This window comes from Microlunatus kandeliicorticis, assembly GCF_014137855.1.
Taxonomy (GTDB): Bacteria; Actinomycetota; Actinomycetes; order Propionibacteriales; family Propionibacteriaceae; genus Microlunatus; species Microlunatus kandeliicorticis.
Genome location: NZ_JACGWT010000004.1, coordinates 157,573 through 183,452, shown reverse-complemented (window position 1 = coordinate 183,452; position 25,880 = coordinate 157,573). Strand labels below are relative to the sequence as shown.

Below are 25,880 nucleotides of genomic sequence, written 5' to 3'. Positions count from 1 at the left end.
CGTGGTGTCCGCGGCCCGGACCCGGACCGAGCAGGAACGCTCGGTCGGTCTTCAGGTGTCCGCGACGGGCTCGGCGGGCTGTGCCTCCATCCTGGCCCATGCCGGTCGGCGCCCGGTCGGCGGGACCCCCGACCGCCCCGAGCCGGGTCGCACCCTGCGTCCGCAGAGACGGGGGAGCGGGCCGGGGTCAGGGAGCCAGCGGGCGCCAGGGCGCGCGCGGGTCGGTCCCGCGGGCGCTCGCGCTGGTCTCGACGGCGTAGCGCGGGGCGCTCGGTTGATCGGCGCGCGGGGCGCTCGGTTGATCGGCGCGCGGGGCGCTCGGTTGATCGGCGCGCGGGCCCTCATCCGGGACGTCCGACGGCGGCACCCGGCCGAGGTAGCGGTGACCGGTCAGCCGGCACCAGGCGGGCAGGTCGATCGGGGCGACCGGGTCGGTGGTCTCGAGCACCACCCGGGTGCCGTCCGGCAGGTCGGCCACCGCGCGGGCCAGCAGGATCAGCAGCCGGGCGCAGCCGAGGTCGCCGCCGCGGAGCAACCAGCCGTCGGCGCCGAGCGACTCGAGCCGCCCAGGCTCCCCGTCCCGGCCGGCACCGCCGCCGGACCGGGGTGCGGCGGTACGCCGGTCGACGGGCTCAGGCATCGGTGGTCGGCGTCCCCTACGGTGAGTGCGGACAGGTCGCACGGCTGCGAAGGAGTTCCCATCATGACGCTCACCGAGCCGGTCGCCGCAGCGGCACCGCTGTTGGACGGTCCCGCGTTGTGGCCGGCCCAGGCCCACCTGCCCACCGTGCTCGGCCGCCAGGTGGTGATCGCACGCGGCGAGGGCAGCTACGTGATGACCACGGACGGACGCCGGCTGTTCGACGGCACCGCCGGGCTCTGGCACGCCAACGTCGGGCACGCGCACCCGGTGCTGGCCGAGGCCGCCCGCCGGCAGATGCTGACGCTCGAGACCTACCACATCTTCGCCCGGTTCGTGAACGACCAGGCTCTGGCACTGGGGGAGCGGCTGGCGGCGATCGCCCCGATCGCCCGGCCGAAGGTGATCTTGAACTCGGGCGGCTCGGACGCCATCGACGTGGCCTGCAAGCTGGCCCGCCGGCACTGGCAGCTGGCCGGCCGACCGGACAAGACGATCATCCTCAGCCGCGAGTTCTCCTACCACGGGCTGCACGCCTACGGCACCAGCATCGCGGGGCTCGACATGAACCGCGAGGGGTACGGCACCGACTCGCTGGTGCCGGAGACCGCACGGGTGCCGCTGCACGACGCCGACCAGGTGGCCAAGGTGATCGCCGAGCACGGCGCCGAGCGGATCGCCGCGATCGTCACCGAGCCGATCCAGGGGACGGGCGGGGTCAACCCGCCCCACGACGGCTACCTGACCGAGCTGCAGGAGCTCTGTCGCCAGCACGACATCCTCTTCGTGCTCGACGAGGTGATCACCGGGTTCGGGCGCACCGGGCAGATGTTCGCCGCGCAGCGCTACGGCCTGGACCCCGACCTGATCACCTTCGCCAAGGGCGTGACCTCGGGGTACGCGCCGCTCGGCGGGGTGCTGGTCGCCCCGCGGGTCTGGGAGGCGTTCTACCGCGACAGCCCGGACACCCCGGTGTTCCGGCACGGGGCCACCTACGCCGGGCACGCGACGGCGTGCGCCGTCGCGCTGGCCCACCTCGACCTGCTCGAGGCCGAGCGGCTGGTGCCGCGGGTCGCCGAGCTCGAGGGCCGGCTGCGCACCGAGCTGGACGCGCTGGCCGCGCGCCAGCCCGGGGTCGCCGAGGTGCGGGTGGCCGGTTTCCTCGGCGGGGTGGCGCTGGTCGACGAGATCGCGGCCACCGACGTGGCCGACGACCTGATCGAGCTCGGGTTCGTCAGCCGGCCGCTGCGCGGCAACACGCTGCAGCTCAGCCCGCCGTTCATCACCACGGACGCCGAGCTGGCCGCCTTCGTCGCCGCCGTCGACCAGGCCGTCTCGGCCCGGCTCGCCCGCGGCTGACCGGAGCCCAGGCGCGCGGCACGGGCTCCGCTCGCGGCAGCGGCTCAGAGGTCGGCGACCGCCGACCGCCAGATCTCGGCCAGCGCCCGGTGCCCGCGCGGCGTCGGGTGGACGCCGTCGGCGGCCAGCGTGGCCGTGCCCTCCTCGTGGGCGCGGGCGTTGAGCAGCTCGTCGGTGCGGATCAGCAGCGCGCCGTGGTCGGCGGCCAGGTCGCGGACCACCGCGATCTTGGGGTCGAGGTCCTCGCGCCAGGTGGCCTGGTCGGCGGTCACCGGCAGCAGGAACGGCTCCATCAGCACCACCCGCGCGGTGATCAGGTCGAGCTGCTCGAGCAGCCGGGCGTACCCGTCGTGGAAGTCGGCGGTCGTCGTCGGGTCGTCGGAGTCGTAGCGCCGCCAGGTGTCGTTGATCCCGATCATCACCGAGACCAGCTCCGGCCGGTGCGCGGCGACGTCGCGGTCGAGCCGGGCCAGCAGGTCCGGGAGCCGGTTGCCGCCGATCCCGGTGTTGACCACCGTGGCCCCGGCCAGGGCCGGGTCGGCGGCGAGCAACGCGACGTAGCCCTCGCCGAGTCCGCTCGGATCGGCGCTCCGGCCCGCGTCGGTGATGCTGTCGCCGGTGAACACCACGGTGCCTGAGATCGTCACCCGGCCACGCTAGACAACGCGACCTGAGTGCCCGGTCGCGGGCCGGGAGGTCGGGGCCGGGCTCGGCCGCACGGCGGCGGATCCCGGTGGACGGCGTCAGCGTGGGCCACCTACCCTCGGACCCGGCGACGCGGTGTGACCCACGCCACGCACCTGATCTGCCCCGCAACGCTTGGCCGGGGCGGTTGAATGGGACCAGCCGACCGGTGCGATCCCGGGCGCGCGGCGGGAGGAGGTGCCCGATGAGCCAGGTCATCATCTACAACCTCGACGGTGAGCTGCTCGGCACCGTCACCCTCAAGCACGCCATCAAGATGCTCTACCGGCAGGTCGCCCAGGTCCACGAGTCGGTGCCCGGCGAGATGTACGGGCCCTACCCGCGACCGCGCGCGGTGATGCTGCTGCACTACGTCTACGCCCGGTGGCGCTGGGAGCGGAAGGGCCGGGTGCCGTACTCCAAGCAGGGGGTGATGCGGCGCGACCGCCACCGCTGCGCCTACTGCGAGAAGCCGGCCACCACCGTCGACCACGTCATCCCGCGCTGTCAGGGCGGCAGCACCGACTGGCTCAACGTGGTGGCCGCCTGCGAGCGGTGCAACTGCGCCAAGGGCGGGCTGACCCCGGACCAGGCCGGCATCGCGCTGCGGCACCTGCCGTTCGTCCCGGTGTTCACCGACATCTGGGGACGCTGACCCCCGGGCGTCCGGCGCGCCTAGGGTGACCGGGTGCCGCCCGCCGACGCCCCCCGCGCCCACCCGGTGCTGGTGCTGCTCAACGGGCCACCCGGGTGCGGCAAGTCCACGCTGGCCACCCGGTACGCGGCCGACCACCCGCTGACCCTGGCTCTCGACATCGACCGGGTGCGGGCGATGCTCGGCGACTGGCGCCGGCACCCGACCGAGGCCGGGCTGGCCGCCCGCGAGCTGGCGCTGGTCGCTGCGCGGACGCACCTCCGCGCCGGGCACGACGTGGTCGTGCCGCAGCTGCTGGCCCGGCCCGACTTCCTGGTCCGGCTCGAGCGGCTGGCCGCCGAGGTCGGGGCGCCGTTCGTGGAGATCGTGCTGCTCGACACCCGCGAGGCGGCACGTCGCCGGTTCGTCGATCGGACCGCTCGGGCGGAGACCCGTGACCACGTCGAGGCGGCGGCCGCGCTCGACGCCGCCGGTGGACTGGACGAGCTCGACGCGATGTACGACCGGCTGGTGGCGATGCTGGCCGACCGCCCGGCCGCGCACCGCGTGCCGAGCGTCGAGGGCGACGTGGACGGCACCTATGCCGCGGTGCTGGCCGTCGTCCGGGACGCCGTCGCGGAGGCTGCTCGCCGGGACCGTCTCACCTGACGGACACCCGGGTTGCCCCGGCTGGGAACGCCTGGGTACCTTCAGCACCAGATTTTCCGGCGGGGGCCGTGGGTAGCAGTGGGGGCCCCTGTTCTGGAAGATCTTTTTTGTTTCTGGGGATCGATTCCGGGGTTGGAATCACCGGGGAAGTGTCCGCAAGGCGCGTCGAGGGAGCGCGCCACCCAACAGCCTTCCACTTCAGGAGTCCCTTCCGTGTCGACCCTCCGCTCCGTTCGTCGTCCCGTTTTCCCCCGTCGTCCCGCTCTCGCCCTGGTCGGTGGCACCGCTCTCCTCGGTACCGTCGCCGCCGGCCTGATCGGCGCGGCCCCGGCGCAGGCCGTCGCCTGGCCGGACAAGATCACCAACGTCTCGATCGTCTCGAGCTCGCCGGGCACCTTCACCGTCCGCTGGTCGCAGAGCGGCAAGAACACCACCGGCTACCGGCTCGAGACCGGGCTCAACCCGTTCAGCAAGACCAACAGCCAGATGCCCTACACCGGCCGGCACAGCCACGTCTTCCTGATCGACAAGAACGCCCGCTCGTTCACCTTCTCCGCCTCGCAGCTAGCCGCCGCCGGCGCGCCGTTCGGCAGCGGGAACCAGGTCTACTTCCGGCTCTCCGCGCTCAACAACACCCGCACCGGAACCCAGGCCCGCAACTGGGCCTACCTGCAGGCCGGCATCCCCCAGGCCCCGAGCTACCGCGGCGAGACCGTCCGGATCGGCACCTTCAACGTCCGCACCGCCACCGGCGCCGGCCGCGCCTGGCCCTCGCGGGTGGTCGACGTCGCCAAGCAGCTCCGCTACTACAACGCCGAGGTCTACGCGCTGCAGGAGCTCAACGTCGGCCGCGCCGACGGCAAGAGCGGCTCGCTCAACGGCACCCAGCGGCAGACCCAGAGCCTGGTCAGCCAGCTGAAGCGGACCGGCGCCGGCAAGTACCGGTTGGTCCGGACCACCCCGTACGTGTCGCCCGACGCCAAGGTCAACACCCAGGGGGAGCGGATCCTCTACGACAGCACCCGGATCCGGCTGCTCAGCAACTGCCCCGACACCCAGCCGCGGCACGGCTGGAACAGCTCCTGCAGCATCCGGCTGCCGATCCGGTCCAACGACCCCTCGACGATGACCCGCTTCGCCGGCTACGCCAAGTTCCAGGACAAGACCACCGGCAAGCAGTTCTGGTTCGTCTCGGTGCACCTGGACGACCGGCACACCGGCTCGGCGGCCAACCAGCGCTCGCTCAACGCGCTCCGCGGCGCCCAGATCGCCAAGGTGCAGAGCGTGATCAACGGCCTCAACACCCAGCACCTGCCGGTGATCATCGCGGGCGACTACAACGCCTGGCAGAACGACCGGGCCGGCGACGCCTCGCACGACGCCCTGGTCTCGGCCGGCTACACCGACAGCTACGCGGCCAGCAAGGTCGTCCGCGGCCAGTACGCGACCTTCAACGACTTCGCCACCACGGTGAAGCCCGGGGTCAACAACTTCGGCACCCGGCTGGACAAGATCATGTTCCGCGGGTTCACCGGGTCGGCGACCTGGAACAACGTCGTCAAGGTCACCGACACCCGGCGCGCCTCCGACCACAACCTGGTGGTCAGCGACCTGGTGTACTGACCGAACGATCACGGCCGGTCCGCGGACCGGCCGCCCGAGACGGATGGATGTGGATCCGGCCCGGTCGCCTCACCCCCCGGTGAGCGCGGCCGGGCCGGAGTCGCGTCGGATGTCGATCACGTGCCCGGTCTGGGCCGAGAGCAGCACGTCGAGCGAGCGGCGGGCCACCTCGGTCGAGCTCAGCAGCGTGCCCGCCGGCTCGTCGCCGAAGGCGCGCACCCGCATCGGGGTGGCGGTCCGCTCGGGGTTGACGCAGTTGACCCGCACCCCGCTGCCCGCCCACTCGTCGGCCAGCGCCTGGGTCAGGTTGACCACCGCCGCCTTGGCCGAGGAGTAGAGCGAGTAGCCGGACCGTCCGCGGGTGTAGGAGGAGGAGGTGAAGTAGAGCAGCGAGCCGCCGGTGGCCGCGAGGTGCGGGAAGAACTCCTGGCCGATGAAGATCGGGCCGAGATAGTTGATCTCCGTGGCGTTGTAGATCGTCTCCTCGCTGGTCTCGGCCAGCGCGCTGATCGGCAGCACCCCGGCGGTGTTGACCACGAAGTCGACCCGGCCGGTCTGGTCGAGCACGCTGCGGGCGGCCGCGGCGACGTCGGCCCGCTTCTCCACGTGGGTGTCGGTGGCCGAGCGCGAGAAGGTGAACACGGCGGCGCCGTGGCTCCGGGCCAGGGCGGCGATGTCGCCGCCGATCCCGTACGAGCCACCGAAGACGACCATCGTCCGTCCCGCGAGCGCCTCGGCGTACTGGGCGTCGGTCAGCGTGTCCGGCTGGTCGGCGGAGGTGAGCTGGAAGAGCTTGTCGGCGATGTAGACGTCGATCGGCTCGGTGACCTTCATGTTGCGCTCGTGTCCGGCGACCACCGCGATCGGGACCTCGGGCAGATAGCGCAGCACCACGGTGCAGTCGTCGGTGGCGGTGAACGAGGGGTCCTGGGCGGCCTTGGCGTAGGCGGCCCGGATCACCGAGAGCCGGAACGACTGCGGGGTCTGTCCGCGGCGCAGCAGCGGCCGGGCCAGCACGTCGGTCAACCGGGCGTCGATCGCGCCGTCCCCCGGAGCGCTCCCGGCCGGCTGGTCGACCTGGATGACGGTGTCGGCCGAGGGGATCGCGGTGTCGACGGCGGCGTAGCTCTGCAGCGCCTCGACGTTCGCGGCGATGATCGTCTGCGAGACCAGCGGCCGGACCGCGTCGTGGAGCACCACGTTGCAGTCCTCGTCGGGACCGAGCCCCTCGGCGATCGCGGCCAGCGCCGCCGCGGTGGTGTCGTTGCGGGTGCCGGCCCCCTCGAGGATCCGGCTCACCTTGGTGAAGCCCCCGGTGCGCACGATCGACCGGACCGGGTCGAGGTGACCCGGCGTCATCATGATCACGATCTCGTCGATCAGCGCCGAGGCGTGCAGCGCGGCCAGGGTGTGCTCGATGATCGGCTTGCCGGCGATCTTGATCAGCTGCTTGGGGATGTCCAGCCCGACCCGGGTGCCGGTGCCACCGGCCAGCACCACCGCGACGTTGCGCAGCCGGGGCGTGGTCGGGTCGGTGTCCTGCGAACTGCTCATCCGGCGAGCCTAGCGTCGGCGCCCGGCCCGGGCTGCGGCGCCGCGCGGCCCGCGTGGTCGTCCTGACCGTGGGCCCGGTCACCCATTAACCTCACGCGGGTGACGGAGGTGAGGAAGTCGGGTCGTGCGACCGCAGCGGACCCGGTCGGGGCGCTGACCCGCCGGGCCGTGGGTCTGGCCCGGCGCGGCTGGACGCGCGCCCCGGCCCCGGCCCGCCGAGTGGCCCGCGCGCTCGCGCGCCGCGCCGGGCTGCGCCGCGGCTCGCACGCTCCGCCGGCGGTCCGGCGCCCGCCGGCGCCGGCCGGCCGGCGGGCCCTGACCAGCCGGCTGCACTCTCTGGTCCTCCGACCCGACGGCCGGCTGGCTCTCGAGGGCTGGGCGTTCCGGCTCGGTGCCGACGACCCGCCGGGGACCGCGCTGGTCGCGGTCGGCCCGAAGGGGACCGCGCCGGTGCCGATCCCGCTCACCCGGGTCCCCCGTGAGGACGTCAACACCAGCGACGACGACCGCAACCGGGACCGGTCGGGCACGGCGTTCACCGCGGTCGTCGACCCGGCCGCGCTGGCCGACGCGGACCCCGAGGCCGATCACCAGTGGCGGATCGAGGTGGGGCTGCTCGCCCGCGCCGACGCGGACGCCGCGGGCTCGGGCCCGCAGCCGGAGCGGACCGAGCCGTTCGGCCGGGCGGACCGGTACGCCTCGACCGGACTGGTGAGTCCGGTGCGGCACGGCGACCGGGTGGTCAGTGTCCGGACCGGTGGACGCGAGGGCTTCGTGGTGCGGGTGGAACGGCCGGCGGTGCTGGTCGACCGGATCACCGACGACGGACCGGTGGTGGTGCACGTCCAGACCGCAGGCGGGTTCCGGCCCGTCCGCGCGCTGGCGGTCCGCGAGGACGAGCCACACGGCCGGGCCGACCACGTCCGGCTGGGGTACCGCCGGGGTCGGGTGCTGGTCGACCCGGCCCGGCTGGTGCCGGAGCCGAGTCGCTGGCGTCTCGAGCTGGTCGACGCGCTGGGCCGGCACCGGGTGGCCCGTTGGGCGTCGCCGGACGGGAACGCCGAGCTGCTGACCACCACCGGCGCCGGGACCACCCGCCTCGACACCGGCGACGACGCGGTGCTGCGGATCGAGCGCGGCACGGGCGCCGCGCTGGTCACCGACGTCCGGCTCGACGGTGCGGACGCAGCAGCCGAGCGGTTGCTGGTCCGGGTGAGCGGTCTCGGGAAGACGGTGCCGACTGCGGACGCGTTCCGCCTGGTCGGCCCGCGGCAGACCATCACCGCCGAGCGGGTCGACGTCGAGGACGCCCCGGGCGACCGTCCGGCCGGCGCGCTCACCGTGGCCTTCACCCTGCGCGCCGCGAGCGGTTTCGGCGGGCCGGTGCTGCCGCCCGGGACGGGGCGCTGGGAGCTGGAGGTCAGCCACCACGGCCGAGAGCCGGAGGGCGTCCGGTTGTCGCGTCGGCTGGCCGGCCGGCTGGGCGACTGGATGGTCGGCCCGTCGGTCCGGGTCCGCGCCGAGCGGACGGCGCAGGACGCCCTGGCGTTCCGGATCAGCCCGACCCGACCCGTCGGCGAGGCCGGCCGGTTCCGGGCGATCGAGCTGAGCAGAGCCAGCCGGACCGAGAGCCGGCTGCTGCTCGACGCGGTGCTGTTCGCCAGCTTCGACGGCCGCTCGGTGGGCGACAACCCGGCGGCGATCCGGCACGAGCTGGTCCGTCGCCGGCCCGACCTGACCGAGTACTGGGTGGTGGCCGAACACTCGGTGCCCGTCCCCGACGGGGCGGTGCCGGTGCTCGACCGCAGTCGCGAGTTCTACGAGCTCCGCAGCCGCGCTCGGTGGTTCGTGACCAACGCGTTCCCCGACGGGCAGTTCCTCCGCCGCGACGGCCAACGGGTGCTGCAGACCTGGCACGGCACCCCGCTCAAGCGGCTCGGCACCGACCGGATCGGGTTCGCGGACACGGACCAGCGCCGGCGGGCGCTGGCCGACCAGACCGCGCAGTGGAGCTGGTTGATCTCGCAGAACCCGCACAGCACCGAGGTGTTCCGCCGGGCCTACCTCTACGAGGGGACCGTCGCCGAGATCGGCTATCCCCGCAACGACGCGCTGACCCGGCCGCTCACCAAGGACGAGGACCGCGAGCTCCGGTCGCGGCTCGGGCTCGCGCCGGCGGAGCCGGTGGTGCTGTTCATGCCCACCTGGCGCGAGACCGGCGACGACGCCATCACGGGTCTCGACCTCGACTGGCTGGTCCGCGGTCTGGGCGGCGGGCACCGGGTGCTGGTCCGCGGACACGCGAACACGGTGGCCGCCGGGCGCGACGTGCGGGCCGACCGGGTGGTCGACGTGACGACCTATCCCGAGCTGTCGGACCTGCTGCGGTTGGCCGACGTGCTGGTCACCGACTACTCCTCGGTGATGTTCGACTACAGCGTGACCCGCCGGCCGATGGTCTTCTTCGTCCCCGACCTCGAGGCCTACGCCGGACGCGACCGCGGGGTCTACTTCGATCTGGCCGACCGCGCACCCGGTCCGCTGGTGACCAGCACCGACGCGGTGGTCGAGGAGATCCGCCGGGCCGCCGGTGGCGTCCCGCCCGAGCACGCCGAGGCCTACGCCCGGTGGGTGGCCGACTTCAACCCCTGGGACGACGGCGGCGCCTCCGCCCGGGCCGTCGACCTGCTGCTCGCCGACTGATCCTTGGTGCCCTGAGTCGAAGGGCGAGGGCGCTTCGACGAGCTCAGCGCACGGACACACCGCACCCTGAGCCTGTCGAAGGGCAGGAGCACGCGCTTCGACAAGCTCAGCGCACGTTGTTACCCAGGAGCGCGCTTCGACAAGCTCAGCGCACGTTCCGCACCAGGGTGCCCTGAGTGCACCACACCCACCGCGCCCTGAGCCTGTCGAAGGGCAGGAGCGCGCGCTTCGGCGAGCTCAGCGCACGTTGTTACCCAGGAGCGCTTCGACAAGCTCAGCGCACGTTCCTCGCGGGCTCAGCGGTCCCGGAGGAAGACCCGGTCGACCAGCCGTTCGGCGGCGTGGCCGTCGTCGAGGTCGGTGTAGGTCGTACGGAACCGCGCGTAGGCGTCGGCGTACTCGCTCCGGACGCCGTCCAGGTCGGCCAGCGCGGCGGCCACCTCGGCCGTGCTGACCAGCATCGGTCCGGGCGCGGTCGGCGCGTAGTCGAACAGGCTGCCCCGCGCGCTCTCGGTCCACAGCTTCAGGTCCGGCACCATGAACAGCATCGGCTTGCCGGTCAGGCTGTAGTCGAACCGTAGCGAGGAGTAGTCGAGGATCGCGCAGTCCGAGGCCAGGCAGAGGTCGTTGATGTCGGGGTAGTCGGTCACGTCGAGCACCGTGCCGCGCGACCCGACCCGACTGGCCACCCGGGCGTTGAAGGCGTGCCCGCGGACCAGGATCACCCAGTCGGGTCCGAGCTCGGCGGCCAGCCGCCGGGTGTCGAGGAAGTCGACCATCGGCGCCCGGACGTCGTTCTGCGCCAGGTGGTCGCGGAAGGTCGGGCCGTAGAGCACCACCTGCTGGTCGGGCCGGATCCCGAGCCGACGCCGGACGTCGTCGCGGATCGCGCCGGCCTCCGGGCTCTGCAGCACGTCGTTGCGCGGGTAACCGATCTCGAGCGCCTCGTTCGGGAAGCCGAACTCGCGGACCAGCGGCTCGGTGCCGTAGGTGGCGGGGGAGACCAGGTAGTCCCAGTCGGCGGCCCGCTCGAGGTAGGAGCGGATGTGCGCGACGTCGCGGTGCTGCCAGGCCCAGTGCGACTGCCCCATCTGCTTGAACGGGTAGCCGTGGAAGGTCTGGATCTGCACCTGGTGCGCGGGCTTCCGGTGGTAGATCGCCTGGTGCATGTTGTCCATGTAGAACTCGGCGTCGTGCAGCAGCCGGTACCACTCGGCGCTCTCGTGGATCACCGGGATGCCGCCCTCGGGGACGGCGACCGACCGGTCCTTGACCGCCCAGTAGAGGGTGTGGCCGGTGCCGCGACGGCGCAGCTCGCGGTGCACGGCCAGCGGGTTGCAGCTGCAGGTCTCCCCGAAGTACGACCGGAACAGCACCGCCCCGCGCTCGAACTCGGGGCTGGGGAGCCGTGCCGCCAACCGGTTCTGCAGCCGCTGCTGCGGCCGCGCACCCGCCTCGTCGACGGTCTGCGGCAGCACCAGCCGGAGCCGCAGGCCGAGCGGCGCCGCGGCCTGGAGCCGCCCCTGGACGTCCGGTCCGGTGACGTCGACCGGCAGCCGGGACTGGGCGGTCGAGGCCAGCTCGACCACGTAGGCCGAGTCGGCGTCGTCGGGATCGGCCGGGCTCACCCCGGCCGCCCGAATTGGCGACGACTCGGGCGCCGGGTCGACGGCCCGTGCCGCGAGCCGGTAGTCGCCGACCGGGAGCGGGCGGACGCCGGTCAGCCACGGATCGGCGGCCAGCGGCAGCTCGGCCTCGAAGCGGCCACCCGGTCCGGGCCGGACCACGGCCGTCGTCGCCGCGTACGGAGCGGCGAGCCGCAGCTCGACCGCGCCCGCGCCGCCGGTGACCACCCCGGACAGCCGGACCACGGTGGTGCCCGGCGCGCCGGCCCCCTCGACCTCTCCGGGCGTCCCGACCGGCGCCGGGACGACCACCGCGAGCTCCTCGACCAGCACCGTGCGGGGCTCGTCGACCACCACCAGGTCGCGGTCGACGCCCAGCCGGAGCCGGGTGCCGGACGCACCGAGGTCGGGAAGCACCGTCGGGTCGGGGACGGCGAGTGCGGTGCGGCGCCCGTCCAGCCCGACCACCCACACCGTCCAGAGCACCGGGCCGGCCCGCCGGACCTCGGGGACCTCGACCGCGGCGTCCGCGGTCTCACCCGGGTCGACCGGTCCGGCCGCCCGCCGGTCAGCGCGCCCGGGCGCCTCGGGGTCGGGCACCGTGACCGTGACCCGGGCGGCACCGTCCTCGAGCCGGACCGGCACCCGGACGGCCGGCGCCTCGCGGGCCGACCGGCCCAGCTCAACCTCACGCGGGACGAACCCGTCGGCGCCGCGCACCGCCAGCTCGAGCCGGCGGTCGGTCAGCACGGCGGACACCAGCGTGGCCAGCGTCGGCTCGACCCGGACCTCCAGCCCGTTGCGGTTGGTGAAGCTCAGCTCGGCGCGGCGACCGTCCGGCAGGAAGGTCCCCGGGAGCAGCCGGCTCCCGCCGGGGGTCTGCAGACCACGCAGCGTCCCCTCGCGGACGAAACCGGCCAGCTCGGTGCGCAGGTCGAGGCGCCAGCGGTCCACCGCGGTCCGCGCCGCCTCGCCGACCCCGGCGGTCGACCCCGGCAGGGCCGCGACGTCCACGGTCAGGGTGAAGCAGCAGTTCTCGTAGTCCGCGTAGCGGTGCCGGGTGGCGACGGTGACCGCCGGGTCCGGCGTCACGTCGGCCGGGAGCTCGACCGACGGGCGGCCCAGTTCCTTGTGGGTGGGCCCGACCGGCACCAGCACCGCCGTCTGGGTGACGGTGGGTGCGGCACCGTCGCCCGGCTGGTCGGCCGGGTCGAGCGGGTCGGGTGCGGCGGCGCTGACGTTGTCGACGTAGGACCAACCGCGCACCTCGAGCCGGCCGTCCTCCAGCCACCGCACCCCGGTGATGCCGGTGATCTGCCCGAGCTGGGTCTCGGTGAGCTCGAGCAGCGGGTCGTCCCAGGCCAGACCGAGCGCCTCGCGGGCGTCGAACTGGACGAACGCGCGGCCGTCGCGGACCAGGGTGGGGACGTTCTTCGGGTTGTCGTGGCCGAGCCCGACGAAGTCGATCGCCGCCTCGCGCTCGCCCTCGGTGACCAGCCGGATGGCCAGCCGGTGCTGGGCCGGGACCTGCGCCCAGACCTGCGGGTTGGCCTGCGCGACCAGTCGGCGCAACCCGTCGGTCAGCACCGCCCAGAACTCGTCGTCGGCGTGCTGGGCCGACTTGATCGACAGCGGGAAGTCGTTGCCGAGCAGCTGGGCCAGCCGGACGTCGTGGCCGAGGGTGGCTCCGGCCCGGGTCAGCTCGGCGAGCGAGTTGAAGGCGGCGTCGAGCCGGGCCCGCAGGTCGTCGATCGCGACCCGCTGCTGGGTGATCGAGGATCCGTCGTGCCGGATCCGCCAGTTGACCGTCACCTTGGCCAGCAGGTCGAAGTGGTCGGCCAGCGCGTAGGCCCGGGCCGAGACCGCCTGGTCCTCGTAGAGCACGCCCTCCGGGAAGCGGAAGTGGTGACGGTTCCAGAAGTCGCGGCGGTAGCACTTGGACCAGGCGACCGCGTTGACCAGGATGTCCGGCGACTCGGCCAGGGTCGTCGCGTACTTGGTGCGGCGGTGCGCAGCCCGGATCCAGGGCGCCGCGCCCCAGGTGCCGCCGGCGTTCATCCGCCGGTACGACGACACCGCGAAGTCCGAGCCGCTGCGGCGCAGCGCCCGCATGTAGCTGGCGATCGCGTCGAGCTCGAGCACGTCGTCGGAGTCGACGAACATCAGGAAGCGTCCGCGCGCCTTGGCCGCACCGACGTTGCGGGCCGCGCCGAGCCCGGCGTTCGCCTGCCGGATGATCTCGATCCGCGGGTCCCGGCCCGCGTAGGCGCGGAGCACGTCGATCGAGTCGTCCGGTGAGCCGTCGTCGACGCAGATGATCTGCAGCCGGCGGTAGGTCTGGCCGACGAGGCTGTCGAGGCACTCGGGCAGGAACGCCTCGACGTTGTAGACCGGTACGACGATGCTGACCAGCGGCTGGACGAACCGGGACTCGAAGGCCCGGCGGGCCAGCGGTAGCCCGGCCCGGCCGGCCCGGCGGACCACGTACTGCGCCCGCGGCGGCAGCCGGTTGACCCCGGTCTCGGAGAACTCGCGGGCCCGGTCGACGAGCGTGCGGACCAGCGAGGTCACGCCGTCGCCGTCCGGGCGGGTCTGACGGAGGGGCGCCCCGGCAGGACGGGTACGGCGGCCATCGGGCGGAACACGGCCCCGACCCTAACGCAGCGGTCCGCCGAGGACCGGGTGCCCGGCCGCCGGCTCAGTCGGCGGCTCAGTCGGCCGCTCAGTCGCCCGCTCAGTCGGCGGCTGGGGCGTCGCCGCGCGGGACGAACACCGCGTCGACGAGCCGGGCCGAGGCGTGCCCGTCCTCGAGCTCGAGGAACCGGGACCGGAAGTCGGCGTAGGCCGGGGCGTGCTCCTCGACCACCCGCGGCAGGTCGGCCAGCGCCTCGACCACCTCGTCGGTGGTCCGGACCAGCGGACCGGGTGCGCTGCCGGCGAAGTCGAACAGCCAGCCGCGGGTCTCCTCGTACAGGTCGAGGTCGGGGACGTGGAAGATCATCGGCTTGCCGGTGACCCCGAAGTCGAACCGGAGTGAGGAGTAGTCGGCGATCACCGCGTCGGCGGCCAGGTACAGGTCGGCCACCTCGGGGTAGTCGGTGACGTCGACGACGCGCTCGCGGTCGCCGACCCGGGCCGCCACCCGGGCGTTGAACGCGTGCCCGCGGACGAGCACCACCACGTCGGGCAGCGCGGCGGTCAGCCGGTCGAGGTCGAGGAAGTCGACCAGGGCCGCGGTGTGGCCGTCGGTGGACAGGTAGTCCCGGAAGGTCGGTGCGTAGAGCACGGCGCGCTGCCCGGGTTCGAGCCCGAGCGAGGAGCGGACGGCGGTGCGCAGCGGTCCGGCGTCGGCGGAGTTGAGGACGTCGTTGCGCGGGTAGCCGACCTCGAGCACCTCGCCGTCGTAGCCGAAGTCGCGCTGGAGCAGAGGCGTCGCGTAGCCGGCGGGGGAGACCAGGTAGTCCCACTCGGCGGCGCGTCGGGCGTAGGAGTCGATCCGTTCCTGCGACAGCCCGGTCTGGCGCCACAGCGGCAGGCCCATGGTCTTGAACGGGTAGCCGTGGAAGGTCTGCATCAGCACCTGGCCCGGGGTCTTGTGGTGCCACAGCGGCTGGAACATGTTGTCGAGGTAGTAGCGGGCGGTGGTGATCAGCTCGTACCAGGCGGTGCTGCCCCAGACCACCGGGATGCCGCCCTCGGGCACGGCGACCGACCCGTCGCGGACGCCCCAGAAGATGTCCAGGTCGGCGCCGCGGCGGAGCAGCTCGCGGTGCACCCCGACGCCGTTGCAGACCGCCTGCTCGCCGAAGTAGGAGTGGAACAGCACGGCCCGGCGCAGTGGCTGCGTCGCCCGGCCCGGTCCGTAGCGTTCGAGCAGCCGGCGCTGGGCGTGGTTGGTCGACTCCGCCGGCGCCAGCGGACGCTCGATCTTCACCTCGGGTGCGCCCCGCGGTGCCTGGGTGATCCGCACCCGCGGGAGCGGGACCGTCGCCTCCGGGGTGAGCGCCGCCTCGACGTCGGGCTCCTCGGCGCCGGGCTCGGCGGAGCGGACCGGCAGCGGCATCCCGGTCCGCAGGCCGGGGTCGACCCGGACCGGGACGCGGGTGCCATCGGCGTGCTCGGCCGCCAGCTGGTAGGTGCTCGACGGCAGCGCGAGGTCACCGAACCGCCAGCTCCGGCGGTGCAGGGGGACCTCGGCGGTCCATCCCCGGGCGTCGCGGACCAGCGGGACGGCGGCGCCGCGACCCTTGCTGTTGGCCAGGAAGGCGACTACGTCGTCGAGCGCGTCGGGACCAGCGAGGTCGGCCCCGGCGTCGAGACCGAGCCGGACCGGGAAGGACTCCGCGCCGGCCGTCCCGACGGCCTCGAGCACCAGCCCGGGGACGCGCTCGACCAGCCCGAACCGACCCCACCGGGTGGGGGCGGCGGCCAGCGTCCCGCGGACGCCGACGGCCGTCGTCTCGGTGGTCTCCGGGGCGAGGTGGCGGGCGTGCAGCCGGCGTCCCTTGCGGTCGAGCACCCGGATCCGCCAGCCGGTCAGGCCGGCCGGGGTGGGCGCCTCGGGCAGGGTCAGGGTGAACCGGGACCCGTCTTCCCCGGCGTCGAGCGCGGCGCGGACCGGGCCGACGCCGATCGCCGCCGGCCCGGTCGGGGTGGCCAGCACCGCCTCGAGGTCGTCGGGTCCGAGCTTGCCGAGGCTGCGGACGCGCCCGGACACGGTCCGGCCGGTGACGTCCACGTCGTCGATCTCGACCGGCAGCCGCTCGTAGCCGAGGGTGAGGGCGACGTGCTCGACCAGCTCGGCGCTCAGCACGCCGCGGGGCGCCGGCCCGGCGACGAGCGCCGCGGCGCCGGCCCGCTTGCTGACCTCGCTGACCGGCTCGGTCACCTCGAAGCCGGCCGCGCGCACGGTGAGCACGAGGTCGAAGGCGTCCCGGTCCTTCACGTCGAGGCCCGAGAGCCAGCGGCCGACCGGCAGCTCGACGTCGTAGCCCGCCCCCAGGTAGCCGGCGCTGCGGTCGTCGTTGGGCGGCGGCTGCACCGGGCGTTCGTGGCCCGGGCGCGACGGGTCGTCGGCGACCCGCAGCTCGGCGCCGGTGCGCCGGTGCACCAGCGCGACCTCGACCGCCACCGGGTGCTCGGTGGTGTCGACGTAACGGATCCCGGCCCAGCCGCGCAGCCGGAGCACCGCCTCCGCCGCCGGGTCGGGGCCCGCCGTCCCGCGGGACGGGGCGCCGTCGGGCGCCGACCAGGAGAGCTGGTGCAGGCTCTGGGTCAGCCGGAGCTGGCTGCGGTGCAGCGTGAAGAGCGAGTCGGGCAGCCCGAGCCCCGGGTCGCCCCGGAACGGCAGGTCGAGCAGCACCCCGTCCTCGACCACGCGGCTGGGGAACATCCAGAGCTTGTTCCCGGCCTGCTCGCCCCAGGCCTGGATCAGGTCCGGCCGGTCGCGCCGGGCGAACTCGATCAGCACCCGGCGGTGCGGCATGGTCTCGCGCCAGACGCCCGGCCCGGCGTCGTCGCTGAGCTCGACCACCGCCTCGCGCAGCCGCGACCAGTACGCCGGGTCGACGATGCTCGGGCTCTCCAGGTACCAGTGGAAGTGGACGTCGAACAGCGTCACCAGCCAGGCGTGGAAGACCACCTCCGGGACCGAGCGGCGCAGCGACTGCCAGCTGGCGTGCCAGGCGTCCACCCGGGCCTCGAGGTCGGCCAGGGTGGCGGTCTGCTGACTGATCGAGCTGCCGTCCTCGCGGCGGCGGTACTCGTAGACCACCTCGGGGACGACGGCGAGCGCGTCGGCCAGCCCGTACAGCTCGGTGATCAGCGGCTGGTCTTCGTAGGCGACGCCCTCGCGGAACCAGCGGTCCTGCTCGAGCCACCAGCTGCGCCGGAACAGCTTGCCGACCGAGTAGTTGTTGCGGACCAGGGCCGGGTGGTCGGCGATGGTGATGCCCCGGAGCTCACGGGCGTGCAGCACGTGCACCCAGCGCGGGGTCCAGCGCGACCTCTCGTCGAAACGGAGCAGGGCACCCACCACCAGCTGCTGGCCGCGGGCCCGGCCGAGCAGCTGGCGCAGCGCCTGCGGCGGCAGTAGGTCGTCGGAGTCGACGAAGGTCAGGAACCGTCCGCGGGCCCGGCGGACGCCGGTGTTGCGGGCCGCGCCGAGACCGGCGTTGGCCTGGCGGACGATCACCACGCGCGGGTCCTGCCGCGCGTGCCGCTGGGCGATGGCCAGCGAGCCGTCGGGGGAGCCGTCGTCGACGACCACGATCTCCAGGTCGGTCTCGGTCTGGGCGCGGATGCTGTGCAGGCACTCGTCGAGGTAGGCCTCGACGTTATAGATGGGGACGATCACGCTGACCTTGGGAGCGGGCAGCAGCACCGGGCGGCCGGCCACCCGGACCAGCCCGCGGTCGACCAGCCCGGCCAGCGTGCGGGCCCGCGGGTGCCGGCTGATCCGGCGGACCCGGGCGAGCACGGAGCGGACCACCGGCTGCCGGGCGAGACCGGCGGCCGGTCGGGCGCGGCCGGCCCCGCCTCGGCCGCTCGGTTCCCGCCCCGGAGCCGGTGCCGGTGTGGGCGTCCGGGTCGGGGTCGGCGCCGCGCTGCCTGGTGCCGGAGTGGTCGGCTCGGAGTCGGTCAACCGCCGTCCCTTCGTCTCGATCCGGTCGCCCCGGGTCCGGGGAGGTCGGCGCTGCAGCGCCGGAAAGCCGTTCGAGCATATCCACGGGAGCGCGGTCGGGTCGGCGCCTGCCGAGCCGGGCTGGCCTTCCTCTCATGGTTCGTCCCGGCTCCGCCTCATCGTTCGTCCCGGCTCCGCCGGTGGCCAGGCCCGGCCCTCGGACGCTCGCTGAGCCCCGGCGGTGGAACGGTCCTGGGACTCGGCCGCGTCCTCCGCTTAGGGTTCCGCGGTGGACAGCACCCGGCCGGACGTGAGCCCCGCTGCCCCGCCCGCCCGCCGGCTCGCGCTGGCCGCGTCGGCTGTGGCCGTCGGGGTGCTGGCGTTCCTGGTGCGGCTCGTCCCGGTGCTCCGCGGCCCCGGCGGGCTGACCGGCGTCTACGCCTACGACGACGGCGTCCACTTCGGTGCCGCGCTGGCCCTGGTCCAGGGTCGGCTGCCCTACCGCGACCTGCTGTTCCTGCAGCCGCCGGGGATCGTGCTCGCGCTCAGCCCGTTCGGGTGGCTCGCCCAGGCGGTCGGCGACCGCGAGGCGTTCGTCTGGGCCCGGCTGACCTGGATGCTGCTCGGCGCCCTGATCGCCGCGGGGGTCTGCCTGCTGCTCCGGCGCGCCGGCACGCCGGCGGCCCTGGCCGGCGGCGCCTTCTACGCCGTCTACTGGCCGTCCGTCGTCTCGGAGTGGACGACGATGCTCGAGGGACTGGCCAACGTCTTCGTGGTCGCCGCCCTCCTGCTGGCCGGGGTGGGCCGTCCCGCCGACCGCCGGGCGGGCCTGCCCGGACCCGCCACCGCGCTGCTCGCCGGGGTCTGTCTGGGGATCTGCACCGCCGTGAAGATCTGGGGCGTCCTCTTCGTGCTGGTGCTGGTCGGCTCGCTGGTCCTCCGGGCCCGGGCGGCCCGCGGCGCCGGGGCCGATCCCGGCGCCGGACGCCACGCGGGCGCGTGGTGCCTGCTCGGGGCGGCCGTCGGCGGGGCGGCCTGCGGCCTGCCGTTCCTGCTGGCCGCGCCGGCCGCGATGTGGCGGATGGTGGTCAGCGACCAGCTGGGCCGCCCGGCCGACCGCGGCCAACCGTTCGAACGGCTCGGGGTCTCGCTCGGGATGCCGGCCCGGCTGGTCGACGGGCCGTCCGCCGGGTGGCTGGTCGGCGGGGCCGGTCTGGTCGCGCTGGTGGTGCTGGTGCTGGCGGCGCGCGACCCGCGCTATCGCGTCGCTCCCGTGCTCGCGGCCGTCTTCGGGGTGCTGCTGGTCGCCGCCCCGTCCTTCTACCCGCACTACGCCGGGGTGCTCGGGGTGCCGCTGGCCGTGAGCCTGGGCGCGGCGCTCGGCGTGCTCCGGCCGCGACCGGGAACGGGCCGGAGGCGCCGGTCGGTCGCCCGGGCGGCGACCGCGGTGTTCGCGCTGGTCCTGGTCGGCGCGGTGGGCTGGACCGGGGTCACGCTGCGGACGAACGCCGCACCCGGTCCGGACACCCGGGTGGTGGACGCGCTCCGGTCGGCCCGCGGCTGCGTCACCGCGGACACCCCGGGACTGTTGATCCGGGCCGACGTGTTCAGCCGCAACCTCGACCGCGGCTGTCGGACGGTCGTCGACGTCACCGGGTACGCCTACGACCTCGACCCGGGCGGCGACGTCCCGCGGGTCGACAACCAGCGCTTCGCCGACGCCGTCCTCGGCTACCTGCGCAGCGGGGAGGTCACGGTGGTCAGTCGGCTCCGCCGCGGCGGCGACCTCTCCACGGCCCGCTGGCAGGTGATCGAGGACTGGCCGGTGGTGGTCCGGTCCGGGCGCTACGTCGTGCGGTCGCCGCGCTGAGCGACGGACCGGCCGGCGCAGATCCTCCCGCGGGGTGACGCGGCCGGTCCGGATCACCGCCCGCCCGCGGGCCGGCCGTTAGGGTCACGCCGTGCCCAGTCGTGCCGAGCCCGCCCGTCTCCCGGGGTCGGCGGCCGCACGTCCGGCGGCCGTCCGCGACCTCGGTCTCGACCTGCTGGTGGCGGCGCTGCTCGCGCTGGTCGCGGCGCTGGTGCTCGGTGCGGCACGGTCCGGTCGCGGCACCGCGGCCGCGGGGCTCCCGGGCCGCGCGGCGCTGGTGGTGCTGACCGCCGTCGCCGTCGTCGTGCTGGTCACCCTGGTGCTGCGCTGGCGGGCCGAGGTCCGCCGCGGATCGGGCACCGACCCGCTCGGGGTGTCGCCGCTGGCCCGGGGCACGCTGCTGCGCAGCGCCACCGTGCTGGTGGTGCTCTGCGGCTGGGCGGTGGACGCCGGCACCGCCCCGACCGACGCCCCGACCGACGCCATCAGCATCCTGGCCTGGGCCGGTCTGGCCGCGCTGGTGCTGACCGCGGCGATCGCCGCGGAGTCGTTCGTGCTGCGGCTGCTGCGGCTGCCGGTCCCGTTCGTCCATGGACTGCCGGGGGTCGACGGACCGCCGCCGGCCAGCAGGCTGGTGCCGTTCGTCGGGCTCGCCTCGGCCACCGCGACCGTGCTGGGGGCCCTGCTGGCCCTCGCGAGCGCTCCGGGCTGGAGCTGGCTGGTGCTCGCGGTGGTGGCCGAGTCCCCGGCGGTGCTGGTGGTGCTGCAGGCCCGCGCCCGCCGCCGGGCCGGTGCGGTCGCGCTCCGCCGGACGCCGGCGGCGCTGGCCGCCTGGGCGCCTGAGTTCGTGGTGTTCACCGCCCGGCCCGACGACGCCTCCTACCAGGTGACGATGTGGCTGCCCTATCTGCGCCGCACCGGTCGGCGGTTCGCGGTCATCACCCGCGACGCCCTCCCGGCCGAGGCGCTGGCCGCGCTGCCGGCCCTCGAAGGCGTCCCGGTGGTGTGCTGCCGGACCACCGCCGACCTCGAGGCCGCCCTGGTCCCGTCGCTGCGGGCGGCGTTCTACGTCAACGCGTCCTCCGGGAACGGGGCGCTGACCCGCTATCGGCACCTGCGGCACGTCTACCTTGGCCACGGTGACTCCGACAAGCCCCCGTCGTACAACCCGACGCACGCGATGTTCGACCTGGTCTTCGCCGCCGGGCCGGCGGCGATCCGGCGCTACGCCGAGCACGGGGTCCGGATCGACCCGGACAAGTTACGGGTGGTGGGCCGACCGCAGGTCGAGGCGGTGGAGCCGCCGCGCCGTCCGGCCCCCGGACCGGAGGACGCCGGGCTGCTGGTCCCGGTGGTGCTCTACGCGCCGACCTGGCGCGGGCACGTCAGCGAGACGGCGCTGTCCTCGCTCGACCGGGGTGAGGCGGTCGTCGAGGCGCTGCTGGCCCGCGGCGCGACGGTGGTCTTCCGGCCGCACCCGTTCAGCTACGACTTCGCCGAGGACGCCGCGACCGTCGCCCGGATCCACCGGCTGCTGGCCGCCGACGCCGACCGCACCGGCCGCGCCCACCTGTGGGGGGCAGCGGCCGAGACCGAGCGGACCGCGCTCGACTGCATGAACGTCTCCGACGCGATGGTCTCCGACGTCTCGAGCGTGGTGTCGGACTACCTGTTCTCGGGCAAGCCGTTCGCGATGATCGCCCCGCGGACGCTGACCGAGGTCGCCCCCGATCACCACGGCGGGCCGCCCGGGGTCGACCCCGGCGCTGACCCGCAGCAGCCGGTCGACCCGTTCGTGGCGGCCTACCCGATCGCCCGCGCCGCCTACCGGGTGGACGCCGGTCTGGAACAGCTGGGCGCGGCCCTCGGCGCGATGCTCGGCCCCGACCCGCTGGCCCCGGCCCGGACCGCGCTGCGGACCGACTACCTGGGGGAGGCGGCCACCGGACCCGACGGCGCGCCTGCGCCGGGCCCGCGGTACGCCCAGACCTTCGTCGACGCGGTGCTGGCCGTGCTCGACACCCCCGGTGACCGCAGCCAGGAGGTGGCCGAATCCGACGACGGGTCGATCCGGCTCGGCCGCGACACCGTCCGGCGTCACCTGGTGGTGCTGGCCCGCACCATGGCCGGGCTGCTGACCGGGATCACCGCGCTCGTGGCCGGGCTGCTCGCCGGGCTGCTGGCCGGTCCAGCCGACGGCGCCGGCGGCACCGGCGGTGCGGCCGGTGCCGCTTGGACCGTGTCGGTGGTGGCCGCCGTGCTGACCGTGGCCCTGACCGCCTCCGGTCTGCTGCCGCCGCTCGCCGCCGCGCTCGCCGACCGGACCGAGGGGGGCCCGGACCGCCCGACCGACCGGCTGACCGTCCTCGACGCGCCGCGGGCCGCGCTGGCCCTGACGGTCGCCGCCGCGCTGATCGGCAGCGGGGCCCCGGCGGCGGTGGTGACCGCCGGACTGCTGCTGGTCCTGCTGCTGCCCGCCGTGACCGTGGAGACCGGGGCGGTGGCTCTGCTCGGGGCGCCCGGCGTCCGCGCGCTCGGGCTGCCCGAGCTCCGGGTGCCCGAGATCGACCGCCGCCGGCAGCTGACCACGCCCCTGGTCGGTCTGGCCGCGCTCGCGGTGGCCGGACTGCTGGTCGCGGTGATGCCGGCCGCGCTCACCCCGGTGGTGCTGCTGCCGGCCGCGGCGGCGGCGGTGGCCGCGGCCCTGCTGGCGCTGGCGGCCACCCGACGGGCCCGCCGGGCGGTGGCCGCCGAGGCCGCGTTGCCGGCCGTGCTGGCCGACCGGGGCCCGCGGTTCTGCGTCTACTTCGGCTCCGGCGTCGGCGTCGGCTACCAGCTCGGCATGTGGCTGCCGTGGTTCGACCGGATCGGAGAGCCCTACCTGATCGTCTGCCGGACCGCACCGGTGCTCGACGAGCTCGGCCGGATGCTCGCGGCCCGCGGACCCGGCGCGCCGGAGGTGCCGGTGCTGCTGCGCGAGACGTTCGGCAGCGTCGAGACGATCATGGTCCCGTCGCTGACCACGGCGTTCTACGTCAACAACGCGGTCCGCAACACCCACCTGGTCGAGCGCCGCGAGCTCACCCACGTCTGGCTCAACCACGGTGACTCCGAGAAGCCCGCCTGCTACAACCCGGTGCACGCGATCTACGACCTGATCTTCGCTGCCGGGCAGGCTGGGGTCGACCGGTACGCCCGGCACGGCGTCCGGATCCCGGCCGAGAAGTTCGTGATCACCGGGCGACCGCAGGTCGCGGCGATCGAGCCCGGCCGTCCGCACGACGGCCCGCCGGTCGTGCTGTACGCGCCGACCTGGCAGGGCCCGTACGCCGACAGTCGGCTCTACTCGCTGCCGCAGGGGGCGCGGATCGTCGAGGCGCTGCTGGCCCGCGGCGCGACCGTGGTCTTCCGCCCGCACCCGTTCAACCGGCGCTACGACGAGCCGCGGGCCATGATCACCGCGATCGAGCAGCAGCTGACCGCCGACCGGGCCGCCACCGGACGTCCGCACCGGTTCGGCTCCGACGCCGAGACCGCGCTGTCGGTCGAGGACTGCTTCAACCTGTCCGACGCGATGATCACCGACGTCTCGGCGGTGATCTCGGACTACCTGCAGTCGGGCAAGCCGTACGCCGTGGTGGCGGTGGGCCGCACCCGCGAGCAGCTGCTCACCGAGGCCCCGGCCGCGGCGGCCGGGGCGGTGATCGACGAGCACCTGGCCGACCTCGAGGCGGTGCTCGACGAGCTGCTCGACCACCCGGTCGGGACGGACCCGCGGGCCGCCGACCGGGAGGCGATGCGGAGCTACTACCTGGGCGACCTCGGCACCGGCCCGGCCTACGCCGAGGTGTTCCTCGACGCGGCCCGGTCGGTGATCGCGCGGTCGCCGGCGGGGACGGTCGCGCACGACCGGTCCCGCGCGGCCGACGAGGGAGGTCAGCAGTGAGGGGCGCGGCCCTCGCCGTCGCGCGCGGCCTGCTGCCCGAGCTGCTCGCGGCGCTGACGGCCGCGCTCGCGGTGGTGCTGGCGGCGCGGCTCGGCACGGCCGAGCCCGCGGGTCCGGGGGCCGCCGCGGTGATCGTCGGCGCGCCGGCCGCGATGATGATCGTGCTGACCAGCGCGGTGCACGGGCGGCTCCGTCCGACCCGTCGGCCAAACGCGGTGCAGCTCCCGGGGTTCGCCGCGGGACGGCCCGGGATCGGGACGCTTACGGCGCGGGTGCTCGGCTGGCTGGCCGTGCTGCTGGTCGCGGTGACCCTGCTGCTCGGCCTCGGTCCGGTGGCGGTGGCGGTGGCGGTGCTGGCGGCGCTCGGCGGCCTGCTGCTGGTGCTCACCGATCTGCGGGCCCGCCGCGCCGTGCCGGCCCGCCGGGCGGCGCTGACCTGGGCGCTCACGGCCTACGCGCCGGAGTTCGTCGTCTACACCGCCCGGCGCAACGACGCCTCCTACCAGCTGCGGATGTGGCTGCCCCAGCTGGAGAAGCTCGGCCGCCGCTACGTGGTTATGGTCCGCGACCCGGCCGCCGTCGAGTGGGCCCGGACGACGACCGCCGCACCGGTGGTCTGTGCGCCCGCGGTGGTCGACCTCGACGCGATCGCCGCCCTCGCCGGTGACCGTGCGGCGGTGCCGAGCCTGCGAGCCGCGTTCTACGTCAACGGGGTCAGCGAGAACGTCCAGTTCGTCAACTACCGGGCGCTCACCCACGTCTACCTCGGTCACGGCGACTCCGACAAGGAGCTGTCCGCGCACCCGATGCACGCGATGTTCGACCGGGTGTTCGTCGCCGGACCGGCCGCGCGCGACCGGTACCCCGCGGCCCGGGTGTCGATCCCGCCCGACCGGTTCGTCGAGGTCGGGCGCCCGCAGCTGGCCGGGCTGGCCGGGGCGGGGGAGCGGCCTCCGGGCCGGGGCTGGCGGGTGCTGCTGGCCCCCACCTGGCGCGGCTACAACGCGCGGACCCGGCTCGGCTCGCTGGCCGCCTGCCCGGCGCTGGCCCGGCTGCTCGTCGCGGCGGGGGCCGCGGTGGTCTTCCGGCCGCACCCGTTCAGCTGGCAGGGCGGCGACCGCCGGCTGATCGCCGAGGTCGACGCGGTGCTGGCCGCCGACGCCGGCCGCGGCCACGCGTCCGCCGTCGCGACCCGGTCGTGGACCACCGCGGAGTGCTTCGACGCCGCCGACGCGATGATCACCGACGTCGGCAGCATGCTGGTCGACTTCTTCGCGACCCGGAAGCCGTACGCGGTGGTGCTGCCCGCCGGGGTGGACGCGGCGACCCTGGCCGAGCGCTACCCGAGCACCGCGGCGGCCTACTCGGTCGACCCGACCGCCCTCGGTGGTGCGGGCGGCTCGGGGGACGCGGTCGGCCGCCCGCCGCCGTGGCTGGCCGCGCTGCGACCGGACGCGTCCGAGACCGACGACCCGTTGCGCGCCGCCCGGGCCGCCCTGACCCGGCACTACCTCGGCGACCGGCCGCGCGACGACCGACCCTTCCTGGACGCGGTCCGCGCCGTGCTCGAGCGGGGCCCCGCGTCCCCTTCCTGACCGGCGTTCCCGGGGCTCGCGCAGGTGTGCACGGAATGCCGATCAGTTCTGCAGCCAACGCCGAGAACGCCCCGCCGGCGATCCGTAGTGTTCTGGGTGTCAGGAACGGAGCAGGTGGCCCCCGACGCCGAGACCGGACCCGACACCCGCAACACCCGAGAACTCACGACGCCCGCCGATCGCCGCGGTGGCCCCCGACACCGCCGCGATCACCCGGACGTCCCGCGTCACCCACAACCCCCCACACAGCTCCGCAGGACCAGAGCAACGCTCCGACCGGACCGGCCGCGTCGACCTCATCCCCAGGGTCGTCGCGGCCGGTCCGTCTGTGCGCGCTTCGGACGGGCTCAGGCCCT

General features: G+C 74.9%; 13 protein-coding genes. 8 read left to right on the top strand and 5 right to left on the bottom strand.

The features are described from left to right. Window positions 1-187 precede the first annotated feature (187 nt). Window positions 188-640 carry a sulfurtransferase TusA family protein gene (locus tag FHX74_RS13105; protein WP_220483909.1) on the bottom strand — a complete coding sequence of 151 codons (453 nt, stop codon included), beginning with the start codon at window positions 638-640 and terminating at the stop codon, window positions 188-190. Window positions 641-703: 63 nt separating this feature from the next. Here FHX74_RS13105 and FHX74_RS13100 point away from each other — a divergent pair, with 63 nt between their 5' ends. Continuing rightward, a complete protein-coding gene (locus FHX74_RS13100; protein WP_182560631.1) occupies window positions 704-1,999 on the top strand; it encodes an aminotransferase family protein in 1,296 nt (431 codons plus the stop codon). A 44-nt stretch (window positions 2,000-2,043) separates the two neighbouring features. On the opposite strand, the gene FHX74_RS13095 is transcribed toward FHX74_RS13100, so the two are convergent. Then, window positions 2,044-2,646, bottom strand: coding sequence for an SGNH/GDSL hydrolase family protein (locus FHX74_RS13095; RefSeq protein ID WP_182560630.1), 603 nt, complete (start codon window positions 2,644-2,646; stop codon window positions 2,044-2,046). Between the two features lie 242 nt (window positions 2,647-2,888). Here FHX74_RS13095 and FHX74_RS13090 point away from each other — a divergent pair, with 242 nt between their 5' ends. From FHX74_RS13090 to FHX74_RS13080, 3 genes are all read left to right on the top strand, one after another. Then, window positions 2,889-3,338: an HNH endonuclease gene (locus tag FHX74_RS13090; RefSeq protein ID WP_182560629.1), complete on the top strand. Its 450-nt coding sequence runs from the start codon at window positions 2,889-2,891 to the stop codon at window positions 3,336-3,338. 33 nt (window positions 3,339-3,371) lie between these two features. Then, on the top strand, window positions 3,372-3,986 hold the full coding sequence (locus tag FHX74_RS13085) for an AAA family ATPase (protein ID WP_182560628.1): 615 nt from the start codon (window positions 3,372-3,374) through the stop codon (window positions 3,984-3,986). A gap of 213 nt (window positions 3,987-4,199) precedes the next feature. Continuing rightward, complete coding sequence (locus FHX74_RS13080; RefSeq protein ID WP_182560627.1) at window positions 4,200-5,609, top strand: endonuclease/exonuclease/phosphatase family protein; 1,410 nt, start codon at window positions 4,200-4,202, stop codon at window positions 5,607-5,609. Window positions 5,610-5,678: 69 nt separating this feature from the next. On the opposite strand, the gene FHX74_RS13075 is transcribed toward FHX74_RS13080, so the two are convergent. Beyond that, window positions 5,679-7,163: a bifunctional cytidylyltransferase/SDR family oxidoreductase gene (locus FHX74_RS13075; protein WP_182560626.1), complete on the bottom strand. Its 1,485-nt coding sequence runs from the start codon at window positions 7,161-7,163 to the stop codon at window positions 5,679-5,681. Window positions 7,164-7,262: 99 nt separating this feature from the next. On the opposite strand from FHX74_RS13075, the gene FHX74_RS21145 reads away from it, so the two are divergent. Further along, a complete protein-coding gene (locus tag FHX74_RS21145; protein WP_182560625.1) occupies window positions 7,263-9,866 on the top strand; it encodes a CDP-glycerol glycerophosphotransferase family protein in 2,604 nt (867 codons plus the stop codon). Between the two features lie 296 nt (window positions 9,867-10,162). Here the strand turns inward: FHX74_RS21145 and FHX74_RS13065 are convergent, their stop codons facing one another. Both FHX74_RS13065 and FHX74_RS13060 read right to left on the bottom strand, forming a co-directional pair. Next, window positions 10,163-14,062: a CDP-glycerol glycerophosphotransferase family protein gene (locus FHX74_RS13065; protein ID WP_182560624.1), complete on the bottom strand. Its 3,900-nt coding sequence runs from the start codon at window positions 14,060-14,062 to the stop codon at window positions 10,163-10,165. A 163-nt stretch (window positions 14,063-14,225) separates the two neighbouring features. After that, entirely contained in the window at window positions 14,226-18,134 is a 3,909-nt protein-coding gene (locus FHX74_RS13060; RefSeq protein ID WP_182560623.1) for a bifunctional glycosyltransferase/CDP-glycerol:glycerophosphate glycerophosphotransferase, read from the bottom strand. Between the two features lie 268 nt (window positions 18,135-18,402). Here FHX74_RS13060 and FHX74_RS13055 point away from each other — a divergent pair, with 268 nt between their 5' ends. The 3 genes from FHX74_RS13055 to FHX74_RS21140 all read left to right on the top strand — a co-directional run bounded on the left by FHX74_RS13055 (window position 18,403) and on the right by FHX74_RS21140 (window position 25,524). Further along, the gene (locus tag FHX74_RS13055) at window positions 18,403-19,983 is read left to right on the top strand and encodes a glycosyltransferase 87 family protein (protein ID WP_182560622.1); all 1,581 of its coding nucleotides are present in this window, start codon (window positions 18,403-18,405) and stop codon (window positions 19,981-19,983) included. A gap of 91 nt (window positions 19,984-20,074) precedes the next feature. Further along, window positions 20,075-23,929, top strand: a complete 3,855-nt coding sequence (locus tag FHX74_RS13050; RefSeq protein ID WP_182560621.1) for a CDP-glycerol glycerophosphotransferase family protein — start codon at window positions 20,075-20,077, stop codon at window positions 23,927-23,929. After that, entirely contained in the window at window positions 23,926-25,524 is a 1,599-nt protein-coding gene (locus tag FHX74_RS21140; protein WP_182560620.1) for a CDP-glycerol glycerophosphotransferase family protein, read from the top strand. The genes FHX74_RS13050 and FHX74_RS21140 overlap by 4 nt, the downstream gene beginning before the upstream one ends. Window positions 25,525-25,880: the final 356 nt, after the last annotated feature.